At 42.3% G+C, this 15,994-nt stretch carries 23 protein-coding genes and 1 pseudogene; 23 read left to right on the top strand and 1 reads right to left on the bottom strand.

What is annotated here, in order from left to right; translation table 11 throughout:
* Positions 1-3 precede the first annotated feature (3 nt).
* The gene (locus ACERC7_RS00800) at positions 4-417 is read right to left on the bottom strand and encodes a helix-turn-helix domain-containing protein (protein ID WP_373660274.1); all 414 of its coding nucleotides are present in this window, start codon (positions 415-417) and stop codon (positions 4-6) included.
* Between the two features lie 201 nt (positions 418-618).
* Here ACERC7_RS00800 and ACERC7_RS00795 point away from each other — a divergent pair, with 201 nt between their 5' ends.
* The 23 genes and pseudogenes from ACERC7_RS00795 to asnS all read left to right on the top strand — a co-directional run bounded on the left by ACERC7_RS00795 (position 619) and on the right by asnS (position 15,763).
* A complete protein-coding gene (locus tag ACERC7_RS00795; protein ID WP_373660273.1) occupies positions 619-804 on the top strand; it encodes a transcriptional regulator in 186 nt (61 codons plus the stop codon).
* Entirely contained in the window at positions 797-1,546 is a 750-nt protein-coding gene (locus tag ACERC7_RS00790) for a Rha family transcriptional regulator (protein ID WP_373660272.1), read from the top strand. The genes ACERC7_RS00795 and ACERC7_RS00790 overlap by 8 nt, the downstream gene beginning before the upstream one ends.
* 209 nt (positions 1,547-1,755) lie before the next feature.
* Positions 1,756-2,025, top strand: a complete 270-nt coding sequence (locus ACERC7_RS00785) for a hypothetical protein (protein ID WP_373660271.1) — start codon at positions 1,756-1,758, stop codon at positions 2,023-2,025.
* Positions 2,015-2,215: a hypothetical protein gene (locus ACERC7_RS00780; protein ID WP_373660270.1), complete on the top strand. Its 201-nt coding sequence runs from the start codon at positions 2,015-2,017 to the stop codon at positions 2,213-2,215. Before ACERC7_RS00785 ends, ACERC7_RS00780 begins: the two co-directional genes overlap by 11 nt.
* The gene (locus ACERC7_RS00775) at positions 2,215-2,481 is read left to right on the top strand and encodes a hypothetical protein (protein WP_373665853.1); all 267 of its coding nucleotides are present in this window, start codon (positions 2,215-2,217) and stop codon (positions 2,479-2,481) included. Before ACERC7_RS00780 ends, ACERC7_RS00775 begins: the two co-directional genes overlap by 1 nt.
* Positions 2,482-2,491: 10 nt before the next feature.
* Positions 2,492-2,650, top strand: a complete 159-nt coding sequence (locus ACERC7_RS00770; protein WP_373660268.1) for a hypothetical protein — start codon at positions 2,492-2,494, stop codon at positions 2,648-2,650.
* A gap of 2 nt (positions 2,651-2,652) precedes the next feature.
* Positions 2,653-2,802, top strand: coding sequence for a BOW99_gp33 family protein (locus tag ACERC7_RS00765; RefSeq protein ID WP_373660266.1), 150 nt, complete (start codon positions 2,653-2,655; stop codon positions 2,800-2,802).
* A complete protein-coding gene (locus tag ACERC7_RS00760) occupies positions 2,802-3,632 on the top strand; it encodes a DnaD domain protein (protein ID WP_373660265.1) in 831 nt (276 codons plus the stop codon). The genes ACERC7_RS00765 and ACERC7_RS00760 overlap by 1 nt, the downstream gene beginning before the upstream one ends.
* Positions 3,633-3,644: 12 nt before the next feature.
* Positions 3,645-4,520, top strand: a complete 876-nt coding sequence (locus ACERC7_RS00755) for an ATP-binding protein (protein WP_373660264.1) — start codon at positions 3,645-3,647, stop codon at positions 4,518-4,520.
* 503 nt (positions 4,521-5,023) lie between these two features.
* Positions 5,024-5,197, top strand: coding sequence for a hypothetical protein (locus ACERC7_RS00750; RefSeq protein ID WP_373665852.1), 174 nt, complete (start codon positions 5,024-5,026; stop codon positions 5,195-5,197).
* A 100-nt stretch (positions 5,198-5,297) separates the two neighbouring features.
* Positions 5,298-5,903 carry a hypothetical protein gene (locus tag ACERC7_RS00745; protein WP_373665851.1) on the top strand — a complete coding sequence of 202 codons (606 nt, stop codon included), beginning with the start codon at positions 5,298-5,300 and terminating at the stop codon, positions 5,901-5,903.
* Positions 5,904-5,944: 41 nt separating this feature from the next.
* Entirely contained in the window at positions 5,945-6,409 is a 465-nt protein-coding gene (locus ACERC7_RS00740; protein WP_373660260.1) for a hypothetical protein, read from the top strand.
* Between the two features lie 4 nt (positions 6,410-6,413).
* Entirely contained in the window at positions 6,414-6,782 is a 369-nt protein-coding gene (locus ACERC7_RS00735) for a hypothetical protein (protein WP_373660259.1), read from the top strand.
* 371 nt (positions 6,783-7,153) lie between these two features.
* On the top strand, positions 7,154-7,336 hold the full coding sequence (locus ACERC7_RS00730) for a type II toxin-antitoxin system HicA family toxin (protein ID WP_373660257.1): 183 nt from the start codon (positions 7,154-7,156) through the stop codon (positions 7,334-7,336).
* A 41-nt stretch (positions 7,337-7,377) separates the two neighbouring features.
* Complete coding sequence (locus ACERC7_RS00725) at positions 7,378-7,833, top strand: type II toxin-antitoxin system HicB family antitoxin (protein WP_373665850.1); 456 nt, start codon at positions 7,378-7,380, stop codon at positions 7,831-7,833.
* Between the two features lie 181 nt (positions 7,834-8,014).
* A complete protein-coding gene (relB, locus tag ACERC7_RS00720) occupies positions 8,015-8,236 on the top strand; it encodes a type II toxin-antitoxin system RelB family antitoxin (protein WP_373659009.1) in 222 nt (73 codons plus the stop codon).
* Positions 8,237-8,497 carry a type II toxin-antitoxin system RelE/ParE family toxin gene (locus ACERC7_RS00715; protein ID WP_373659010.1) on the top strand — a complete coding sequence of 87 codons (261 nt, stop codon included), beginning with the start codon at positions 8,237-8,239 and terminating at the stop codon, positions 8,495-8,497.
* Between the two features lie 14 nt (positions 8,498-8,511).
* Positions 8,512-8,684 (top strand): annotated as a pseudogene (locus ACERC7_RS00710) (transcriptional regulator); the annotation flags it as partial.
* Positions 8,685-8,986: 302 nt separating this feature from the next.
* A complete protein-coding gene (locus tag ACERC7_RS00705; protein WP_373660255.1) occupies positions 8,987-9,634 on the top strand; it encodes an HAD family hydrolase in 648 nt (215 codons plus the stop codon).
* Positions 9,635-10,056: 422 nt separating this feature from the next.
* Positions 10,057-12,546 carry a bifunctional DnaQ family exonuclease/ATP-dependent helicase gene (locus ACERC7_RS00700; protein ID WP_373665849.1) on the top strand — a complete coding sequence of 830 codons (2,490 nt, stop codon included), beginning with the start codon at positions 10,057-10,059 and terminating at the stop codon, positions 12,544-12,546.
* Positions 12,547-12,561: 15 nt separating this feature from the next.
* The gene (locus tag ACERC7_RS00695; protein ID WP_373659014.1) at positions 12,562-13,029 is read left to right on the top strand and encodes a DUF5590 domain-containing protein; all 468 of its coding nucleotides are present in this window, start codon (positions 12,562-12,564) and stop codon (positions 13,027-13,029) included.
* Positions 13,030-13,042: 13 nt separating this feature from the next.
* Positions 13,043-14,227 carry a pyridoxal phosphate-dependent aminotransferase gene (locus tag ACERC7_RS00690; RefSeq protein WP_373665848.1) on the top strand — a complete coding sequence of 395 codons (1,185 nt, stop codon included), beginning with the start codon at positions 13,043-13,045 and terminating at the stop codon, positions 14,225-14,227.
* Positions 14,228-14,416: 189 nt separating this feature from the next.
* Complete coding sequence (gene asnS / locus ACERC7_RS00685; RefSeq protein ID WP_373665847.1) at positions 14,417-15,763, top strand: asparagine--tRNA ligase; 1,347 nt, start codon at positions 14,417-14,419, stop codon at positions 15,761-15,763.
* Positions 15,764-15,994 lie beyond the last annotated feature (231 nt).

Genomic DNA, 15,994 nt, shown 5'->3' with positions numbered 1-15,994 from the left:
TGTTTAGTCCTTTTTATGCATACGGTCGATGAGTTTGCTTATTAAATCAAAATCATCATCTTTTAGTTTTGAAAGTTTAGATATGACTGTATTGTATTTTGAGAGATAGTCATCAAATGACTGTTCGCTATTTTTCTCATCATTATCAGAAGCATCATTTAAATCAGGCATCACCATCGGATAACCCGTAGTATAGAAAAAATCCTCCTCTGACCAAGTCCTGAAACCGCTATGACCCAAGAGGTAAGAAACTTGCACTCCAAAATAGTCCGCTAGTTGCTGGGCTTTGTCGGATTTGATATCACGTTGGCCTTGCTCCCAACGGAGTATGGTCAGCTTTGAAACACCTATTTCCTCGGCTAGCTCTTGCTGGGTTAGCCCTTTTTCTTTGCGTAAGTCTTTAATTTTATTTTCCATGAGTTTACTACCTTTCCACTTGATTATATCCCGATTTTAGAAAAGTATCAAAAAAAGTTACAAAAAAATAAAAAAGTTGTTGAAAAGTAACAAAAAAGGGTACATAATCAATATTGTATTATCCGAAACGGATACACAACCCAAGCACTCAAACCTTACTACCTTTCACGCTTGGCTATTAAAAGACAAAGGAGGACATCAATGCTTATCACTCACGATATGGCGGAGCGTATTCGTATCAAGAGAGCCGTGAACCGTCAGACCATGAAAGACCTAGCCCAAGAGCTGGGAACGACCTATAAGACCCTATCGCTGATTGAGCAGGGCGATTATGACCTACGGCGTGACATCTATGACAGGGTGGAACGCTGGCTAAAAGATGACTAGAGAGGCAGGCAAGATGGATTATAACATCATTTTACGCAACGGCGATTTAGTCGTTGACAGTTTGACAGTAGCGGATAAATTCGGTAAAGAGCATCATCGAGTGCTGAAAGATATTCGCAAACGGATAGCAGACATCGATGAGTTAGGAGATGAAGACAATTTTGACTATATCTCACCAGATACCTATTTTTATGCTGACACCTACCCAGATAGCTACGGCAGGAATAAACCTTGCTATTACATGAACCAAAAAGGTTTTACATTTTTAGTCATGAGTTACACAGGCAAAGAGGCGACTAAGTACAAACTAGCCTATATCGAGCAATTCGAGCGCATGAGACAGGCGTTGTTGACCAGAGAGCAACCGCTCATTAGAACACATACCGAGTTTATCCGTGAGGGCTTGCGCCGTCGCCCTCAAGTTGTCAAGATTGATTGGGAGACACCCGGACCAGACCATTATTGCTTTGGTATTTGGGAAATCTTGAGACTTTACGGCTATAGCGGTGCTGTCACGATGAGCTTTTTACAAGAGGCTAGACCGCTAGTTGTCTTTTATGGTTTGCCTTATTTTGAGGAAGTTATCAACTATTGCGCAGCTAAAGACAAGTTGCATCTAGGCTATATTTTAAAGGTTCTTGACGACTACCACCCAAGCGAAGTTGAACAGATGGTAGATGACCCTGTCTTTGGCATGGGACAGTCTTACTCACCAACAGCTATGACATGGCTGGTTGATTAACCTTAAATCAATTTGAAAAACAACCAAACATAGGCTCACAGAGCAAAGAAAAAGCCGTATGCAGGCAACCAAACCAAACGCATACGACCTCGACCAAATAAACAACAAAACAGCAGGCAAGCGGATTTGTTGTTAGGGTATTTACATAGGGGAACAGCCCCTTTGAAATACTATTTACTACATTTTACCAAAGACGGAGGAAAAATACAATGACCACAGATGAAATTAAACGCTACGGTAACCAGTTAGCCGATATGTTACCACGTATTGAGATGATAAAAGGGTATAGTAACGCTCTTATTTTAGCGAATAGACACGGGGTTGATGCCACTATTTTACGCTGCCAAATGCATGAGGCTTTTGTTACCTTTTATGCTCAAGCGGAGCAACTATATAGGGAGCTGGATTTAATCGCTTTTGACTTGATGGCTTATGATGACGAAAAAGAACAGGAGGCTATCAGAAAACATGGGAGATAAGATTATAGGTGGTTATGAGTTGCTACTGACAGAACTTGAGGATTGTATCACGGTTTTAGAGGCAGTAGATAGCGATATTGCCCCAGAAAAGGCACAAGCATTGTTAAAAGTAGCTACCAATGCCTTAAAACACCTTGTAACAGAACATACAGCTGTTATTGATGAACAAATAAAGCGAGGTGATAATTGATGGAAGTTCTATCTAAAGAAATCCAGCTAGAAGGGTTGAAAGAGCTGAAACAAGCTCTAAATACCCTTGTTGAGCTAGAGAAACAGAGAGCAGGTAAACTAGATTTGATAACACTCAAGGAGTTATTAGAGATACTGGATATATCAGAGCCAACGCTGAACAGATGGGAAGATATGGGACTGAAAAGGTATCAAGCCCCCGTGGATGGAGCTAGAAAAATCTTTTATCGCCCTAGTGATATTTACTTGTTTTTAGCAGTTAGTTAGGAGGTAAACAATGCAGATAGTCATTATAGACAGCACTAGATGGCGAGGTAAGGGCTTTTATTTGCCTACCCTTGATGTTGCCTTTATCAGCGATAAAGTCGCAGAGGCGGAGCGTGAGAGCCTGCTAGACAGGCTGAAACAGTCACAGAATAAAACGATTTGGAGGTAAGAATGGTTAAACAACATTACACCGTTAGCCATGTGATGGCAGACGGTACAGAGCTAGATGATATTACAGGGTATGTTATCCCAGATGATAACCCAGTATATGACATTTTTAAGAAAATCAATGAAGATAGATGGGCAGGTGAAGTTAATTAGTGGCAAAAACAAAGATTTATTTTTGGCTCAAGATTGATAAAAAGTTTTTTGATAATATCTTTATCAAGCGACTAAAGACAGTTCCAGGTGGCTATACAATGACAGTTATTTATATCCGCTTGATGCTTGAGAGCCTAGATAGTGATTGCATTCTTTACTATGAGGGTTATTTTGAAACACTAAAGGAGGAGTTAGCTCTAAAGTTAGATGTTTCAGAAGATGACATAGATATGACCATGGCATATTTTACGAAATGTGGTCTTATCCAAATCGACGAGGATAAAAACGCAGAGCTACCACAAGCTAAAGCCTTGGTACAACAGGAGACTAACCAAGCAGCATATATGCGTGAATATCGCAAAGAGCAACGGAAGAAAAACAATAATCTTACAATGTTAACTGATGGGCTTACAACGTTAACTACGTGTAAGACAGAGATAGAGAAAGAGTTAGATAAAGAGAAAGAGGTAGAAGTAGAGAAAGAACAACCTACCACCCCCACCCCTATCCATTCTCAAGATTTTGTCACTCTTTACAAATCATTCGAGCAGGAGACAGGCAGACCGCTATCACCTATGCAACAAGAGGAGCTAGGTTATATGTTGCAGGATTTTAGCCCTGACCTTATCCAAGAGGCTTTGCGTGAGGCAGTAGGACAAGGGAAGGCTAATTTTGCCTATATCAGAGCTATTCTTAACCGTTGGAAGTCTGACAACCTGCTGACAGTTGAGTTAGTGCATAATGCCAAGAAATCACGCACCAAGTCAGCGGACACTAAAAAGCCGATGACACAGGAAGAATGGCAACCCACGCCAGAATATCCATTTTAGGAGGTTATACAGATGACATTAAAAGCGAGTTTTGATATACCGCAGGCAGTAGAGATACATGAGGTTTGCCCGATACACAGTATAAACTTACAACAAATCCCAAAACCGCTGACAACAACAATTGGCAGAAATGCAAACTATGAGGCAATTAAGGCAAAACGTCACATCCCCCCTTTTTGCCCACTTTGTCGCATGGAGCAAACGGAACAAGAAAATCAAGCAAGAATATCAAGCTCACTCAATCAGCAACTATACTCCGAAACCTACCACGTTTTGGAGCGTGATAGCAATATCCCCTCAGAGTTGCAAGGAGCTAGCTTTGATACTTTCAAGGTGAGCAACCAAAATGAAAACCAGCTACTGGAATTTGTCGTAGAACAGTCTGAAAAGTATCTAGGAGGCATGAAAGGTAATACTCTGATAACAGGCGACCCAGGCATCGGAAAGAGCCATTTAAGTCTTGCTATGGCTAAAGCTATCAACGAGGGCTACAAGGCTAAGGGAGAGCCTAAAAGTGTCCTATTCATTAGTCTGACCGAGATTATCAAGGAAATTCAAGAGGGCTGGAACTATGGCAGAAACGCTAAACTGACCGCCCATGATGCTAAAAGGTTACTGACAGGGGTTGACTATCTGATTTTAGATGATATTGGTGAAATAAGCGGAGAAATCGGAAAAACTGAAAGGGATTTAATTTTCGATGTGTTGAACCATCGAGAAACAACGATTTTTACAACAAATCTGGATAGTCAGCAACTCAAACGCTATTACGGTGACAAGATTTATAACCGCATTTTGAAAGGTCTTGAGGGAAATAGTTATAAGGCTTTTGGTATTGCGGGTAAACGGTACGCTATCAATCGACTAAGAGAAAATGGCACTTTATAGTTAACCAAGAACGTACCAAGAACTTTTAGGCTCATAGAGCCATCAAAAAGCCCATATCAGCTGTTTTAATTGTTGGGTGGTAGAAATTATCTAGCGTGACTTAAAACGGCTGTACAGGGCTTGTATGAGCTTGTGGTGTTGAACAATGAATGAACAATGAGAAAATGGTTGAGTAGAAGAGCATCTAATCAATCGAAGCTAAGATAAAGCAAAGAACAGGAGGCGAAATAATGAAATGGATAAATTCAGACAGCGATGTAATGTGGTGGTTGAAAATGTGTTTAATCACAGGGGTTACAATCCCTATTGTGTTGATAATCAGCTTTGTAGTTCTCGCCTTATCAATCCATTTGCTAAGAGCAATAGGCATTGATATTCATAGTCTATCAGACCTTATTAGGTAACAAAACGGGGTAATAAATTCCCTTTACCAACTGAAAAAACTTATAAAATCAAGGTTTAGGGCAAGAAATATTATTTGAAAATCAAATAGGAGGTATAAAATGACACAATCAGATGATAAAAAATTAGAGGCTTTGCTAAAAAATGGTTGCATTCTCTATATGAAAAATGGTATAATAAAGCAAGTGACACCCCCAGAGCATGGAACTATTAAGCTAAAAAGCCAAAATGGTGTGTTAGTTTACAAGGAAGTGACCGCAGGGGAGCAACTATAAAAAATATACTGACTAGAAAAACTAGAGGTATGATAATTGAGTTTTAACGCTCTTTTGTCATACCTCTTTTTCGTTGTCATAAGTCATAGGGAGGTACAACATGACACTTACAATAATTAAAAACGACATCAAGGCTTTTGCTAAGAAAAAACACGGTTATATGACAGGTTATATTGCTATGCAAGAAGATTTTAATAAGCGGTTAGCTGCTGGTATGATTGGCGAGCAACGGGCAAAACAGGAGCTTGAGAAGTACAAAGCAGAGGGTAACACCTATGCACGCACCACGTACAATCAAATTATAGATAATATTGACCGAGTGCATGAGCAAGAATTAGCCAAACTCAAAGAAAAAGAGCTGTCAGTAACTGCTGATGACGTGGCAGAATTGAATTTGCTAGCTAGTATGGAAATGACCAAAGATGAGCTGGTGACTTACTATGAAAAATTCAAGCATAAGCCGTTAGCGATTAAGAAGCTTAATGAGATTGCCAAACAACAGCCAGAGCTGTTTGTAAATATGCAGGATTACACCGCAGAACAGGCATTAACTAACCTTATTGACTTTTTCAAACAACAACTAGCATTTTTTGAGGGGCGGTTACAAATCAACGGTGATAAAATTTTGGCTGTCACAATGGATATGGTGGTCAGTGCAGAAGTAACCGCTCTTGATGCCCGTTTAGGGGAGTATTTGGATTTATAAAGGGGCTGACACCCCCCTTTATTTTTCTATGGAGGTATGAAATGGCAAATGAGCATAACCTAATACCAGTAACCAAGCGAACCAAAGAAGAACAGCGAGCTATATCGTCTAAAGGTGGTAAGGCATCAGCTGCTGCTAGACGAAAGAGAGCAGACTTAAAGCGAGCATTAGACATTATTTTGACAGCAGAAGTCAGCAATCCAAATACTAGGGCTATGCTAGAAGAGATGGGTCTGCCCACCGATAATCAGACTTTGCTAGCCTTGTCCTTATTTCAGAAAGCTGTCAGAGGAAATGTTAGAGCATCAGAGTTGATTGTTAAAGTTGTTGCTGAAAAAGATGAGCTAGACAGGCAAGAGCAGAGAGAACGGATTAAGCTCTTGAGGCATAAAAACAGGGAGGCACAGGCGATAGATGCCACGGAGGCAGAAAAATTGGTATTTGTTGATGAGTGGGCAGGGGAGATGCCAGAGCTTGATACTTTAGGTTTGCCCCCTATTGAGTGATGATATGAAGATGACAATTAAGGAGCAACTAAATGAGCTGAAAGACCTAGCCCCATTTATCAAAAACCTAGAGGAGGAGCTAGCACAGGGTTATCCCATCTATGACTTTTTTGCTGATAACTTGGCGGAGTGGGAGGAGCAAACCCTGGATAGCATTAAGCAGCTAAAAGCCAAACGGCAAGCTGTGATAGATTTAATCAACAGACTAGACAGCCCTTTACACCGTGAAATCTTGCTTGTAAGGTACAGAGACGGTATAAAATGGAAAGACTTGCCCCAAAGTTTGAATTTGCCAGATACTGATATTCGCAGACTGCATAAGCAGGCCATCGAGGAACTGGATAGGGTGGAGCGTGACCTTAAAAAGGGCTAAGATTAGGCTAAGGTTGTCATAGGCCACACAAAGCCACGAGAACAGGGGAAATTAGGCGATTAGCTACCTAGTCAGAGTAAATAGGCACGCACCGCCTAAAATCGCTATACGGCCTTTATATGGCGTTTATAGATGGTGCAAGTTTTAGCTTTTAATTTTCAGTAAAATATGCTATAATTTGTTATCAAGTCGCATAGCCGACACCTGCCCACCAGAGCAAATCTGGTAGAGAGCTATCTTGTGAGGGATAGACTTTCCGTGTTGATTATACTAGTCACTACAACATGTTAGCCCTTTTGGGCTTTTTTGATTAAATCACTTGACACGTATGACACGTATGATATAATAGAGTTGTCAGGAGGTAGAGTACTATGCCGATGACACAAAAAGAAACGGTTAAGCTCTTGACCGCTCATGGTTGGATAAAGACCAAGGGTGGCAAGGGATCGCATATCAAGCTAGAAAAGGCAGGAGAGCGACCGATAACCGTTCCCCACGGTGAAATCAATAAATACACCGAACGGGGTATTAGAAAGCAAGCAGGGCTACTATAAGCTAGCCCTAGGTTTTCTTTGGATTTTGCAGGAGGTAGCACATGTTAGTAACTTATCCAGCTTTATTTTATTATGACGATACAGAGGGCGAAAATACAGTCCCTTACTTTGTACATTTTCCCGATATTGAGGGGTCAGGTACACAAGGAAGTAGTATTACAGATGCTATGGCGATGGGAGCAGAATATCTAGGTATGATGGTCTCGCATTATATCGAGAACGGCGAGCCAGTACCTCAACCATCAAGCATTAACAGCCTATCCTTGATTGATAATGACCCATTCAAAGATGATGCCGATTTTACCTTGACTTATGACCTAGACAAGTCTTTTATCTCGCTTGTGACTGTTGATGTGGCAGAATATCTAGGACAGCAAGAGCCTATCAAAAAGACCTTAACAATCCCAAGATGGGCGGATAAGGTGGGGCGTGAGTTAGGGATTAACTTTAGTCAGACCTTAACTAAGGCTATTGCAGAGCGAAGATTGCAATCCTAAGCCTAGCACCTGCTGGGCTTTTCTGCTATAATGCATCCAGACAACGATAAGCAGGATAGACTAAAAACACTAGGTAACACTAGAAATACAGTAGCGAGAGGTGCGTGAGTATGCTATGATGTTAATTGACAATCCTTAATAAATGTGTTACAATGTAACACAAAGAAACGAGGTAAACATCATGAGTACAGTAACCATCAGATTAAATCAAGAAGAAGAAGTCTTTTTCAAGAGCTATGCCCAACTCACAGGACAAAGCCTATCAAGTCTTTTTAAGAAAGCCTTGGAGCGTGATATTGAAGATGAGTATGATTTGAAAATCTATAAGCAAGCCTATGCAGAGTATCAAGCAGACCCTGAAACAATCAGCCATGCCGATTTTAAGAAAGAGCTGGGCTTGTAAATGTACCGTATAGAGTATTCAAAAAAGGCTCAAAAGCAGATTAGAAAGCTAGATAAATCTATCCAAAGGCTGCTTTTTGCATGGGTAGATAAGCATTTAGACGGTACAGAAACCCCACGAGCCAACGGTAAGGGTTTAACGGGTAATCATGCCAACGAATGGCGTTATCGTATTGGTGATTATAGGCTGATATGTGATATTCAAGATGACAAGTTAGTGATTTTGGCACTTGAATTTGGACATCGTAAAGATATTTATTGATACGGAGAAAATCAATGGTAACTAATGGTGCTATTGGTAGTAACTGGCGAGATATTCAGAAAGAACTTTTGTCACTAGAGGAAATCCGAGAAAGTGATATGAGAGTTGCTATCATGAGTGAGCTTATCGAGGCTAGAAACGAAAAAGGTATCAGCCAAAAAAGCTAGAAGAACTTAGCGGCGTGAGCTAGAAGATAGCACAAAAACAGCGTAAAAAATAAATCTAGATGCAAAAAGAAAAGCACGTTTAATCGTCCTTTTCCCTTGCCTGCTGAACTCGTCAATTTGTTACCTATTTTTATTACCCTTTGCCTTTATTGTGTGTTACCCTAGTTTATCCATTATAGCTAAATTAGGTTTTCTAAAGGTTAAAATTAGGCTTGTTTTAGGCTGTTATCTACTATTGTTAATAACTTGAAAAAATAATCTGACATAGATTAAAAACAGTCTCGGTTTTACCTAGGCTGTTTTCCTGTAGATGGGAGGAGAGATGGGAAAAAAGTGGTTGTATTTTGATATTGGTTCGACCTTGGTTGATGAAGAGTTAGCTTATCAAGATTTTATTAAACGGTGCGTACATCAGTTACAAGAAATTGGTATAGAGGTAGACGAGCAGAAGTTTTATGATAAGATGCTGCAGTTTGCCAAGGAAGGATCTGATCCAATAACAAGTGCTTGGAATTTCTTTGTTTCATTTGACGTGGCACGACCGAAGTGGTCGCATGCATTTGAAACGGTCTATCCAGGTGTTGTAGACATGTTGGCAACATTAACGAAAACTTATAAATTAGGGATTATTGCCAATCAAGGTTTAGGCTTGCAGGGACGTTTAGAAGGGTGGAAGATACGTCCATACTTTGAGTTAGTAATTGCCTCGTCCGATGTAGGGATGAAAAAGCCAAATAAGGAAATATTTCAATATGCTCTCACTAAGGCAGATATTTCAGCTAAACAGGCGATTTATATCGGAGATCGGATAGATAATGATATTATTCCTGCCAAAAAGATAGGAATGCGAGTCATCCGTATCTTGCAAGGCTTTGGGCAATATGCACCTGAAAATATGCAACAGATAAGCGATGTCTGTATTGCAAGTATCTTAGACGTACCTGCTGTTTTACATGGGATGACGAATTAGTTGAGGATTATCCGTTTTTTCATATTGGGATAAGGGTTAGTAAATCTAATAACTTTCTTTTGGACCGGCTTTAAATGAGTTGGTCTTTTTGTCTAGAAAAGCTAGCCGTTTCAAGAAAAAACTGTAAAGTGCTCTCTTATGGTTTTTGCTAACAATAGGAGCGTGAATTTGGTATAATAGTATCATGATGGAACAAATATGGACTCTTCTAAGCCATATACTTTTTATTTATGTGATACATGGCTTATTACTAGAAAAATAAGTCAATGTTAGTGGAACGTCTAGGAGATTTATCCTAGGCGTCTTCTTGTTTTTAAAATAATCGATTATCACAAGCTTTTGCTGCTGCCTTCAGGAGTGATTGTGCCTATTTGAATTGAAAGAAGGTAAATACTCTAGCTATTTTATGCTATAATTAAGTCATGAACGATAAAATTGTACCAAGTTATGCGGTCGTTGATTTGGAGGCGACGGGAACGGGTTCTACTGCGAGGATTATTCAGGTAGGTATTGTCATTATTGAAGAAGGGAAAATCGTGACAACCTACGAGACGGATGTCAATCCTCATCAGTCGCTTGATAAGTCTATTGTAGCATTGACAGGAATTACAGATGAGCAGCTGGCAGTTGCTCCTAATTTTTCTCAGGTAGCTAAGACCATTTATCACTTACTTGAAGATCGGGTTTTTGTCGCCCACAATGTTCATTTTGATGCCAATTTATTGGCTGAGCATTTATTTTTAGAGGGATTTGAATTACGAGCGCCCCGTGTTGATACGGTTGATTTGGCACAGGTTTGTTTTCCGACGCTTGCAAAATATAGCCTTGAAAGTCTCAGTCAAGAGTTAGGTTTGTCTTTAGATGCCGCCCATACGGCGATTTCTGATGCTCTGGCGACTGCTCAGCTATTTTTGAACATTATAGAGGTGTTACATCGATTGCCAAGGCAAACCCTGACGAGTTTGTCAGGGCTTGCTCATCATCTCTTGTATGAAACGGGTCAGGTGATTGAGTTAGCCTTGGCACAGGCTTCGTCTAGAACACAGCCTCATCTGTGGGCTGTCGACAACTTGCTAATCAGACAACCGATCGTGTTGCCTCAGCCTTTGCCGTTGGAAGAGGAATTTAAGGCTAATCTTAAGCGTTTGGGGCTAGAGGATCGGTCAAAGCAATCTGACTTTGCGGCAGTGGTGTCTTCAGAATTAGCAAAGACAGCTCCTGTCTTTATACAGGGTGAGGCGGGGCTGGGGAAAACCTACGGTTATCTCTTGCCCTTGCTAGCAGCTGCTAAAGGGAGACAAATCGTTGTAGCAGTGCCTACAAAATTGTTACAAGAGCAGTTGATGACCAAGGAAGGGCAACGATTGTCGCATGTTTTTCAGATACGTTTGACCAGCATAAAAAGTTCCAAACATTACCTTGATTTACAAACTTTTTCAGATAGTTTACAACAAGAAGATAGTAACCGTTTGGTTAATCTGTTCAAGATGAAACTTCTGGTTTGGTTACTTGAAACGACAACTGGAGATTTAGATGAGATTGGTCAAAAATTTGGCCTGGATGCCTATATTGACCAGTTTGGTCATTCAGGGCGCCTCAATGATTATTCTGTTTTTGCTAAGGCTGATTTTTGGCGACGTTGCCAGCAGAGTGTTCAAAATAGTCAAGTTATTGTCACCAACCACGCCTTCTTGCTGTCTAATTTGCAAGCTCAGCCAGACCTCCTAAAAGACAGGTTGCTGGTGGTGGATGAGGCGCAGCGATTTTTCCTCGCTATGGAAAGCAGCTCAAGGCGGCGTGTAGATATCACAAAGGTCTTAGTAACCATTCACCAACTACTGGGACAAGAACAGGACTTGCTTCACCGGCGTCTTTTGGAAAGTCTGCAACGACAGCTAAATCGGATGGTGACGACCTATTATCAGCACAAAGGCAGTGACGTAGGGCAACAAGTGATAGAAAGTTTGCGCCAGGATTTGGCCGAATATGACCAGATACATTTGCGCGACTTAAGAGAAGTTGTGGCAGGTTATGCTGATTTTTGGCTTGAAACGAGTTATCAAACTGGAAAACGTCAGACCTTTTTAGTCGGTGCGCACCTTGATTTTTTGAACATTAGTCCTCAGCTTCTACAAGCTGCCAAGGCTTATTTCATTTCAGCGACTATTGCGATTAGCAAGCGCGTGTCCTTGCCCGATCTCTTAGGTTTGCCTAACTCCTCTGTTCATTTGTTGGACAATGGCAGAGCAGCTAATCAGCACATTTGGGTCGACACCAGTATGCCGACACTGAAACAGGATAGTGATGAGCACTATCTCGATGCCCTGATTGCGCGTTTACGGCAGTTATCAGAACTGAACTACCCTATTCTCGTCCTATTAACCTCAAAACAGATGTTGCGAACCGTTTCAGACCGCTTAGCCGCCATCGACTTGCCCCACCTTGCTCAAGATTTGCATGGCAATGCCAGTGCCGTTAAACGTCGATTTGACAAAGGCGAACATCAAGTGTTACTAGGTCTAGGGACATTTTGGGAGGGATCAGATTTTGCTGATCAGGATAATCTGATTATTCTCATTCCGAAGTTACCGTTCGATAACCCTAAAGACCCATTCGTCAAGAAAATCAATACCCAGCTTAAGGAACAGGGGAAACAGCCTTTTTATGACTATGCCTTACCTCTAGCGGGTCTACGCTTAAAACAAGCACTCGGAAGAGGAACTCGCCGAGAATACCAACGCTCTGCAGTTTTAATCTTAGATAGTCGCTTGGTCACCAAGCCCTACGGTAAAGATCTGTTGAACATCCTAGAGCAGCAGGCAGAGACGACCCTTGAAAAAATTGAGAAAATCCTACCCCAAATTCAAGATTTTTGCTATAATAATAAGGATAAGCCAGATAAGGCTAAATAAACAAGGAGAGGGCTAATGAGTGAACGTTGGAATTGGTTTAAAACAGTCATCACTTGGCTAGGGTTAAGTCTAGTCCTGATGCTGCTGACTGGTTTAGTATTTTTTTATCTGGCGATTTCACCACGCCTGACCGCACAACATCAGTTGCAACACTTGGCAAGGGATTATGCTAAATTGACTGATGTGAGTGACGTTGCAGTGTTTAATGGCGCAGACACTTATTACAGCATAAGAGGGAAGGATGACAATGAACAGGACATTTTACTTCTCTTGTCAGATCATCAAGAACAGCCTGAACTGATCAGTCTTGACAACCTATTGAGTCATGAGGAACTCCTAAAGCGAGCTGAAGAGGAGGGGCTAGTGCCTCAACGAGTAGTAGCTGGTCGCCATAACAACCGACTTGTCTGGGAGATTAAAAGTCAGGAAAAATACTATATTTTTGATGCTGAGACAGGTGACTTAATCACCGTCTGGGGCTAGAGAAAGGAAGCGTATGACCAAGTTATCTGACCGTGTCCTGTCCATGCAGGAAAGTGTGACCTTGCAGGCAGCGGCGCGTGCTAAGAGTCTAAAAGCTCAAGGGCGAGATATTTTAGAATTGACCTTGGGAGAGCCTGACTTTGTGACCCCTCGGCATATTCAGCAAGAGGCGATGGCTGCGATTGAGAATGGCTCTGCTAGTTTTTACACCGTAGCGAGCGGTCTGCCAGCTCTAAAGGAGGCCATCAGTCGTTACTATGAGACCTATTACGGCTACTCTGTTGACCAGAATGATGTCGTGGTGGCGACGGGTGCCAAATTTATCCTCTATGCCTTTTTCATGGCGGTGATCAATGCTGGTGATGAGGTATTGATTCCGACCCCTTACTGGGTATCTTATGCTGATCAGGTAGAGATGGCAGGAGGCAAACCTGTTTTTGTAGAAGCAAGACAAGAGCAGCACTTCAAAGTCACAGTTGACCAGCTAGAGCAGGCGAGAACGCAACAGACCAAGGTCTTGCTATTGAACTCGCCCTCTAATCCGACAGGCATGATTTACACATCTGATGAATTGACCGCTATTGGAAATTGGGCAGTCGAACATGATATTCTGATTTTGGCTGATGACATCTATGGTCGCTTGGTCTACAATGGAGCGATCTTTACCCCTATTTCCAGCCTATCAGAAGCCATTCGTCAGCAGACCATCGTGGTCAATGGGGTGTCCAAGACCTATGCCATGACGGGTTGGCGCGTGGGCTGGGCGACAGGGCAGACAGACGTCATTGCTGCCATGAGTAAAATCATCAGCCAGACGACCTCTAATCTGACCACTGTCTCCCAGTATGCTACCATCGAAGCGCTGACGGGTGACCAAGAGCCAATTGAAGCCATGCGAGCGACTTTTGAGGAACGGCTAAACACTATTTATCCGCTCTTGAATGAGGTGAAAGGTTTTGAAGTGGTCAAGCCAGAAGGAGCCTTCTACCTCTTTCCAGAGGTGTCAGAGGCCATGCGACTGAAAGGCTTTGATGATGTGACCGTCTTTACCAATGATATCTTGGAGCAAACAGGTGTCGCTCTGGTGACAGGAGCAGGATTTGGAGCTCCTAGTCATCTTCGCCTCAGCTATGCCACGGATATGGAGACCCTAAAAGAGGCGGTTAGACGATTGAGAGAATATATGGAAGAAATGTAACGAGCCACACCTATGACTAAATGAGTGGGTGCTGCGACGTTCTCACCTAGAAATCGAATCTATTTCTAGGTGAGAACTAGTGCAGAGCTTAGCCAAGTCCCCATAGGGATTGGCGTGTTAGCTCTGCCGTCCATACGACATCAGGAAGTATCAAAAAAGAAAAATCATTTTTGTAGAAAAGAGAAGATTATGACTAGAACATTAGTAACCATTAACCAAGTTAAAGACCATGTTGGTCAGGAAGTGACCATCGGTAGCTGGGTGGCCAATAAGTCAGGTAAGGGCAAGATTGCCTTTTTGCAACTGCGTGACGGGACTGCCTTTTTCCAAGGAGTTGCCTTCAAGCCAAACTTCATTGAGACATTCGGTGAAGAGGAAGGAACAGCGAAGTTTGACCTTATCAAACGCTTGAGCCAAGAAAGTTCTGTTTACGTGACGGGTATTGTCAAAGAGGACGAGAGGTCTAAATTCGGCTACGAGCTGGACATTACGGACATCGAGCTGATCGGTGATAGCCAAGATTACCCGATTACACCGAAAGAACACGGCACGGACTTCCTCATGGACAATCGCCACCTCTGGCTGCGTTCGCGCAAGCAGGTGGCCATTCAGCAAATCCGCAATGCTATCATCTATGCGACTTATGACTTCTTTGATCAAAATGGCTTTATCAAGTTTGACAGCCCGATTTTGTCAGGGAATGCGGCGGAAGACTCAACAGAGCTTTTTGAAACGGACTATTTTGGTCAGCCAGCTTACTTGAGCCAGTCTGGTCAGCTCTACTTAGAAGCTGGTGCCATGGCACTGGGGCGTGTGTTTGACTTTGGTCCGGTATTCCGTGCAGAAAAATCCAAAACCCGTCGTCACTTGACCGAGTTCTGGATGATGGATGCAGAGTATTCTTTCCTGACGCACGATGAATCTCTGGACTTGCAAGAAGCCTATGTCAAAGCTCTGATTCAAGGGGTGATCGATCGTGCACCGCAGGCTCTTGAAACTCTTGAGCGGGATGTGGACTTGCTGAAATCCTACATCGACCAGCCCTTCAAGCGGGTGTCTTATGACGATGCGGTGACGCTTTTACAAGCTCACGAAAATGACGAAGACGCTGATTATGAGCACATGGAGCATGGAGATGACTTTGGTTCACCACATGAAACCTGGATTTCAAACTACTTTGGTGTACCGACCTTTATCGTCAACTACCCAGCCAGCTTCAAGGCCTTCTACATGAAGCCAGTTCCAGGAAATCCTGAGCGCGTGCTCTGTGCCGACCTTTTGGCGCCAGAAGGCTATGGGGAAATCATCGGAGGTTCCATGCGTGAGGACGACTACGAGGCACTGGTTGCTAAGATGGATGCTCTTGGCATGGACAAGTCAGAGTACGAGTTCTACCTTGACCTTCGCAAGTACGGCTCAGTGCCACATGGTGGTTTCGGGATTGGTGTCGAGCGGATGGTCACCTTTGTCGCAGGAACCAAGCACATCCGTGAAGCCATTCCATTCCCACGGATGCTTCACCGAATAAAGCCATAGGAAAATCGGTAAAGCATGGGTGCGACGCCATTCTCAGGCAACAAAGTCTTTCTTGAGAATGGCTAAGGAGTGGCATCGGATTGGGGATCTATAATCACGGTGAACAGTAAACGTGCAGAGACGGCAAGAATATTTAAAATATCTGATTAAACCTGTTTTAAAAGTTATCAAAATAGTAGTGTTAAGACTGAAGAGAATGCAAGATGGATTTTCTTCAGTTTTTTTGTATTT

It is taken from the genome of Streptococcus sp. E17BB, from assembly GCF_041807725.1.
Classification (GTDB): domain Bacteria; phylum Bacillota; class Bacilli; order Lactobacillales; family Streptococcaceae; genus Streptococcus; species Streptococcus entericus.
This window is presented reverse-complemented; position numbering and strand designations above follow the sequence as displayed.

Excerpts from the sequence above, each read along its gene's own strand:
- ACERC7_RS00800 (WP_373660274.1), bottom strand. The coding sequence starts at position 417 with ATGGAAAATAAAATTAAAGACTTACGCAAAGAAAAAGGGCTAACCCAG.
- ACERC7_RS00795 (WP_373660273.1), top strand. The coding sequence starts at position 619 with ATGCTTATCACTCACGATATGGCGGAGCGTATTCGTATCAAGAGAGCC.
- ACERC7_RS00790 (WP_373660272.1), top strand. The coding sequence starts at position 797 with ATGACTAGAGAGGCAGGCAAGATGGATTATAACATCATTTTACGCAAC.
- ACERC7_RS00785 (WP_373660271.1), top strand. The coding sequence starts at position 1,756 with ATGACCACAGATGAAATTAAACGCTACGGTAACCAGTTAGCCGATATG.
- ACERC7_RS00780 (WP_373660270.1), top strand. The coding sequence starts at position 2,015 with ATGGGAGATAAGATTATAGGTGGTTATGAGTTGCTACTGACAGAACTT.
- ACERC7_RS00775 (WP_373665853.1), top strand. The coding sequence starts at position 2,215 with ATGGAAGTTCTATCTAAAGAAATCCAGCTAGAAGGGTTGAAAGAGCTG.
- ACERC7_RS00770 (WP_373660268.1), top strand. The coding sequence starts at position 2,492 with ATGCAGATAGTCATTATAGACAGCACTAGATGGCGAGGTAAGGGCTTT.
- ACERC7_RS00765 (WP_373660266.1), top strand. The coding sequence starts at position 2,653 with ATGGTTAAACAACATTACACCGTTAGCCATGTGATGGCAGACGGTACA.
- ACERC7_RS00755 (WP_373660264.1), top strand. The coding sequence starts at position 3,645 with ATGACATTAAAAGCGAGTTTTGATATACCGCAGGCAGTAGAGATACAT.
- ACERC7_RS00750 (WP_373665852.1), top strand. The coding sequence starts at position 5,024 with ATGACACAATCAGATGATAAAAAATTAGAGGCTTTGCTAAAAAATGGT.
- ACERC7_RS00745 (WP_373665851.1), top strand. The coding sequence starts at position 5,298 with ATGACACTTACAATAATTAAAAACGACATCAAGGCTTTTGCTAAGAAA.
- ACERC7_RS00740 (WP_373660260.1), top strand. The coding sequence starts at position 5,945 with ATGGCAAATGAGCATAACCTAATACCAGTAACCAAGCGAACCAAAGAA.
- ACERC7_RS00735 (WP_373660259.1), top strand. The coding sequence starts at position 6,414 with ATGAAGATGACAATTAAGGAGCAACTAAATGAGCTGAAAGACCTAGCC.
- ACERC7_RS00730 (WP_373660257.1), top strand. The coding sequence starts at position 7,154 with ATGCCGATGACACAAAAAGAAACGGTTAAGCTCTTGACCGCTCATGGT.
- ACERC7_RS00725 (WP_373665850.1), top strand. The coding sequence starts at position 7,378 with ATGTTAGTAACTTATCCAGCTTTATTTTATTATGACGATACAGAGGGC.
- relB (WP_373659009.1), top strand. The coding sequence starts at position 8,015 with ATGAGTACAGTAACCATCAGATTAAATCAAGAAGAAGAAGTCTTTTTC.
- ACERC7_RS00715 (WP_373659010.1), top strand. The coding sequence starts at position 8,237 with ATGTACCGTATAGAGTATTCAAAAAAGGCTCAAAAGCAGATTAGAAAG.
- ACERC7_RS00705 (WP_373660255.1), top strand. The coding sequence starts at position 8,987 with ATGGGAAAAAAGTGGTTGTATTTTGATATTGGTTCGACCTTGGTTGAT.
- ACERC7_RS00700 (WP_373665849.1), top strand. The coding sequence starts at position 10,057 with ATGAACGATAAAATTGTACCAAGTTATGCGGTCGTTGATTTGGAGGCG.
- ACERC7_RS00695 (WP_373659014.1), top strand. The coding sequence starts at position 12,562 with ATGAGTGAACGTTGGAATTGGTTTAAAACAGTCATCACTTGGCTAGGG.
- ACERC7_RS00690 (WP_373665848.1), top strand. The coding sequence starts at position 13,043 with ATGACCAAGTTATCTGACCGTGTCCTGTCCATGCAGGAAAGTGTGACC.
- asnS (WP_373665847.1), top strand. The coding sequence starts at position 14,417 with ATGACTAGAACATTAGTAACCATTAACCAAGTTAAAGACCATGTTGGT.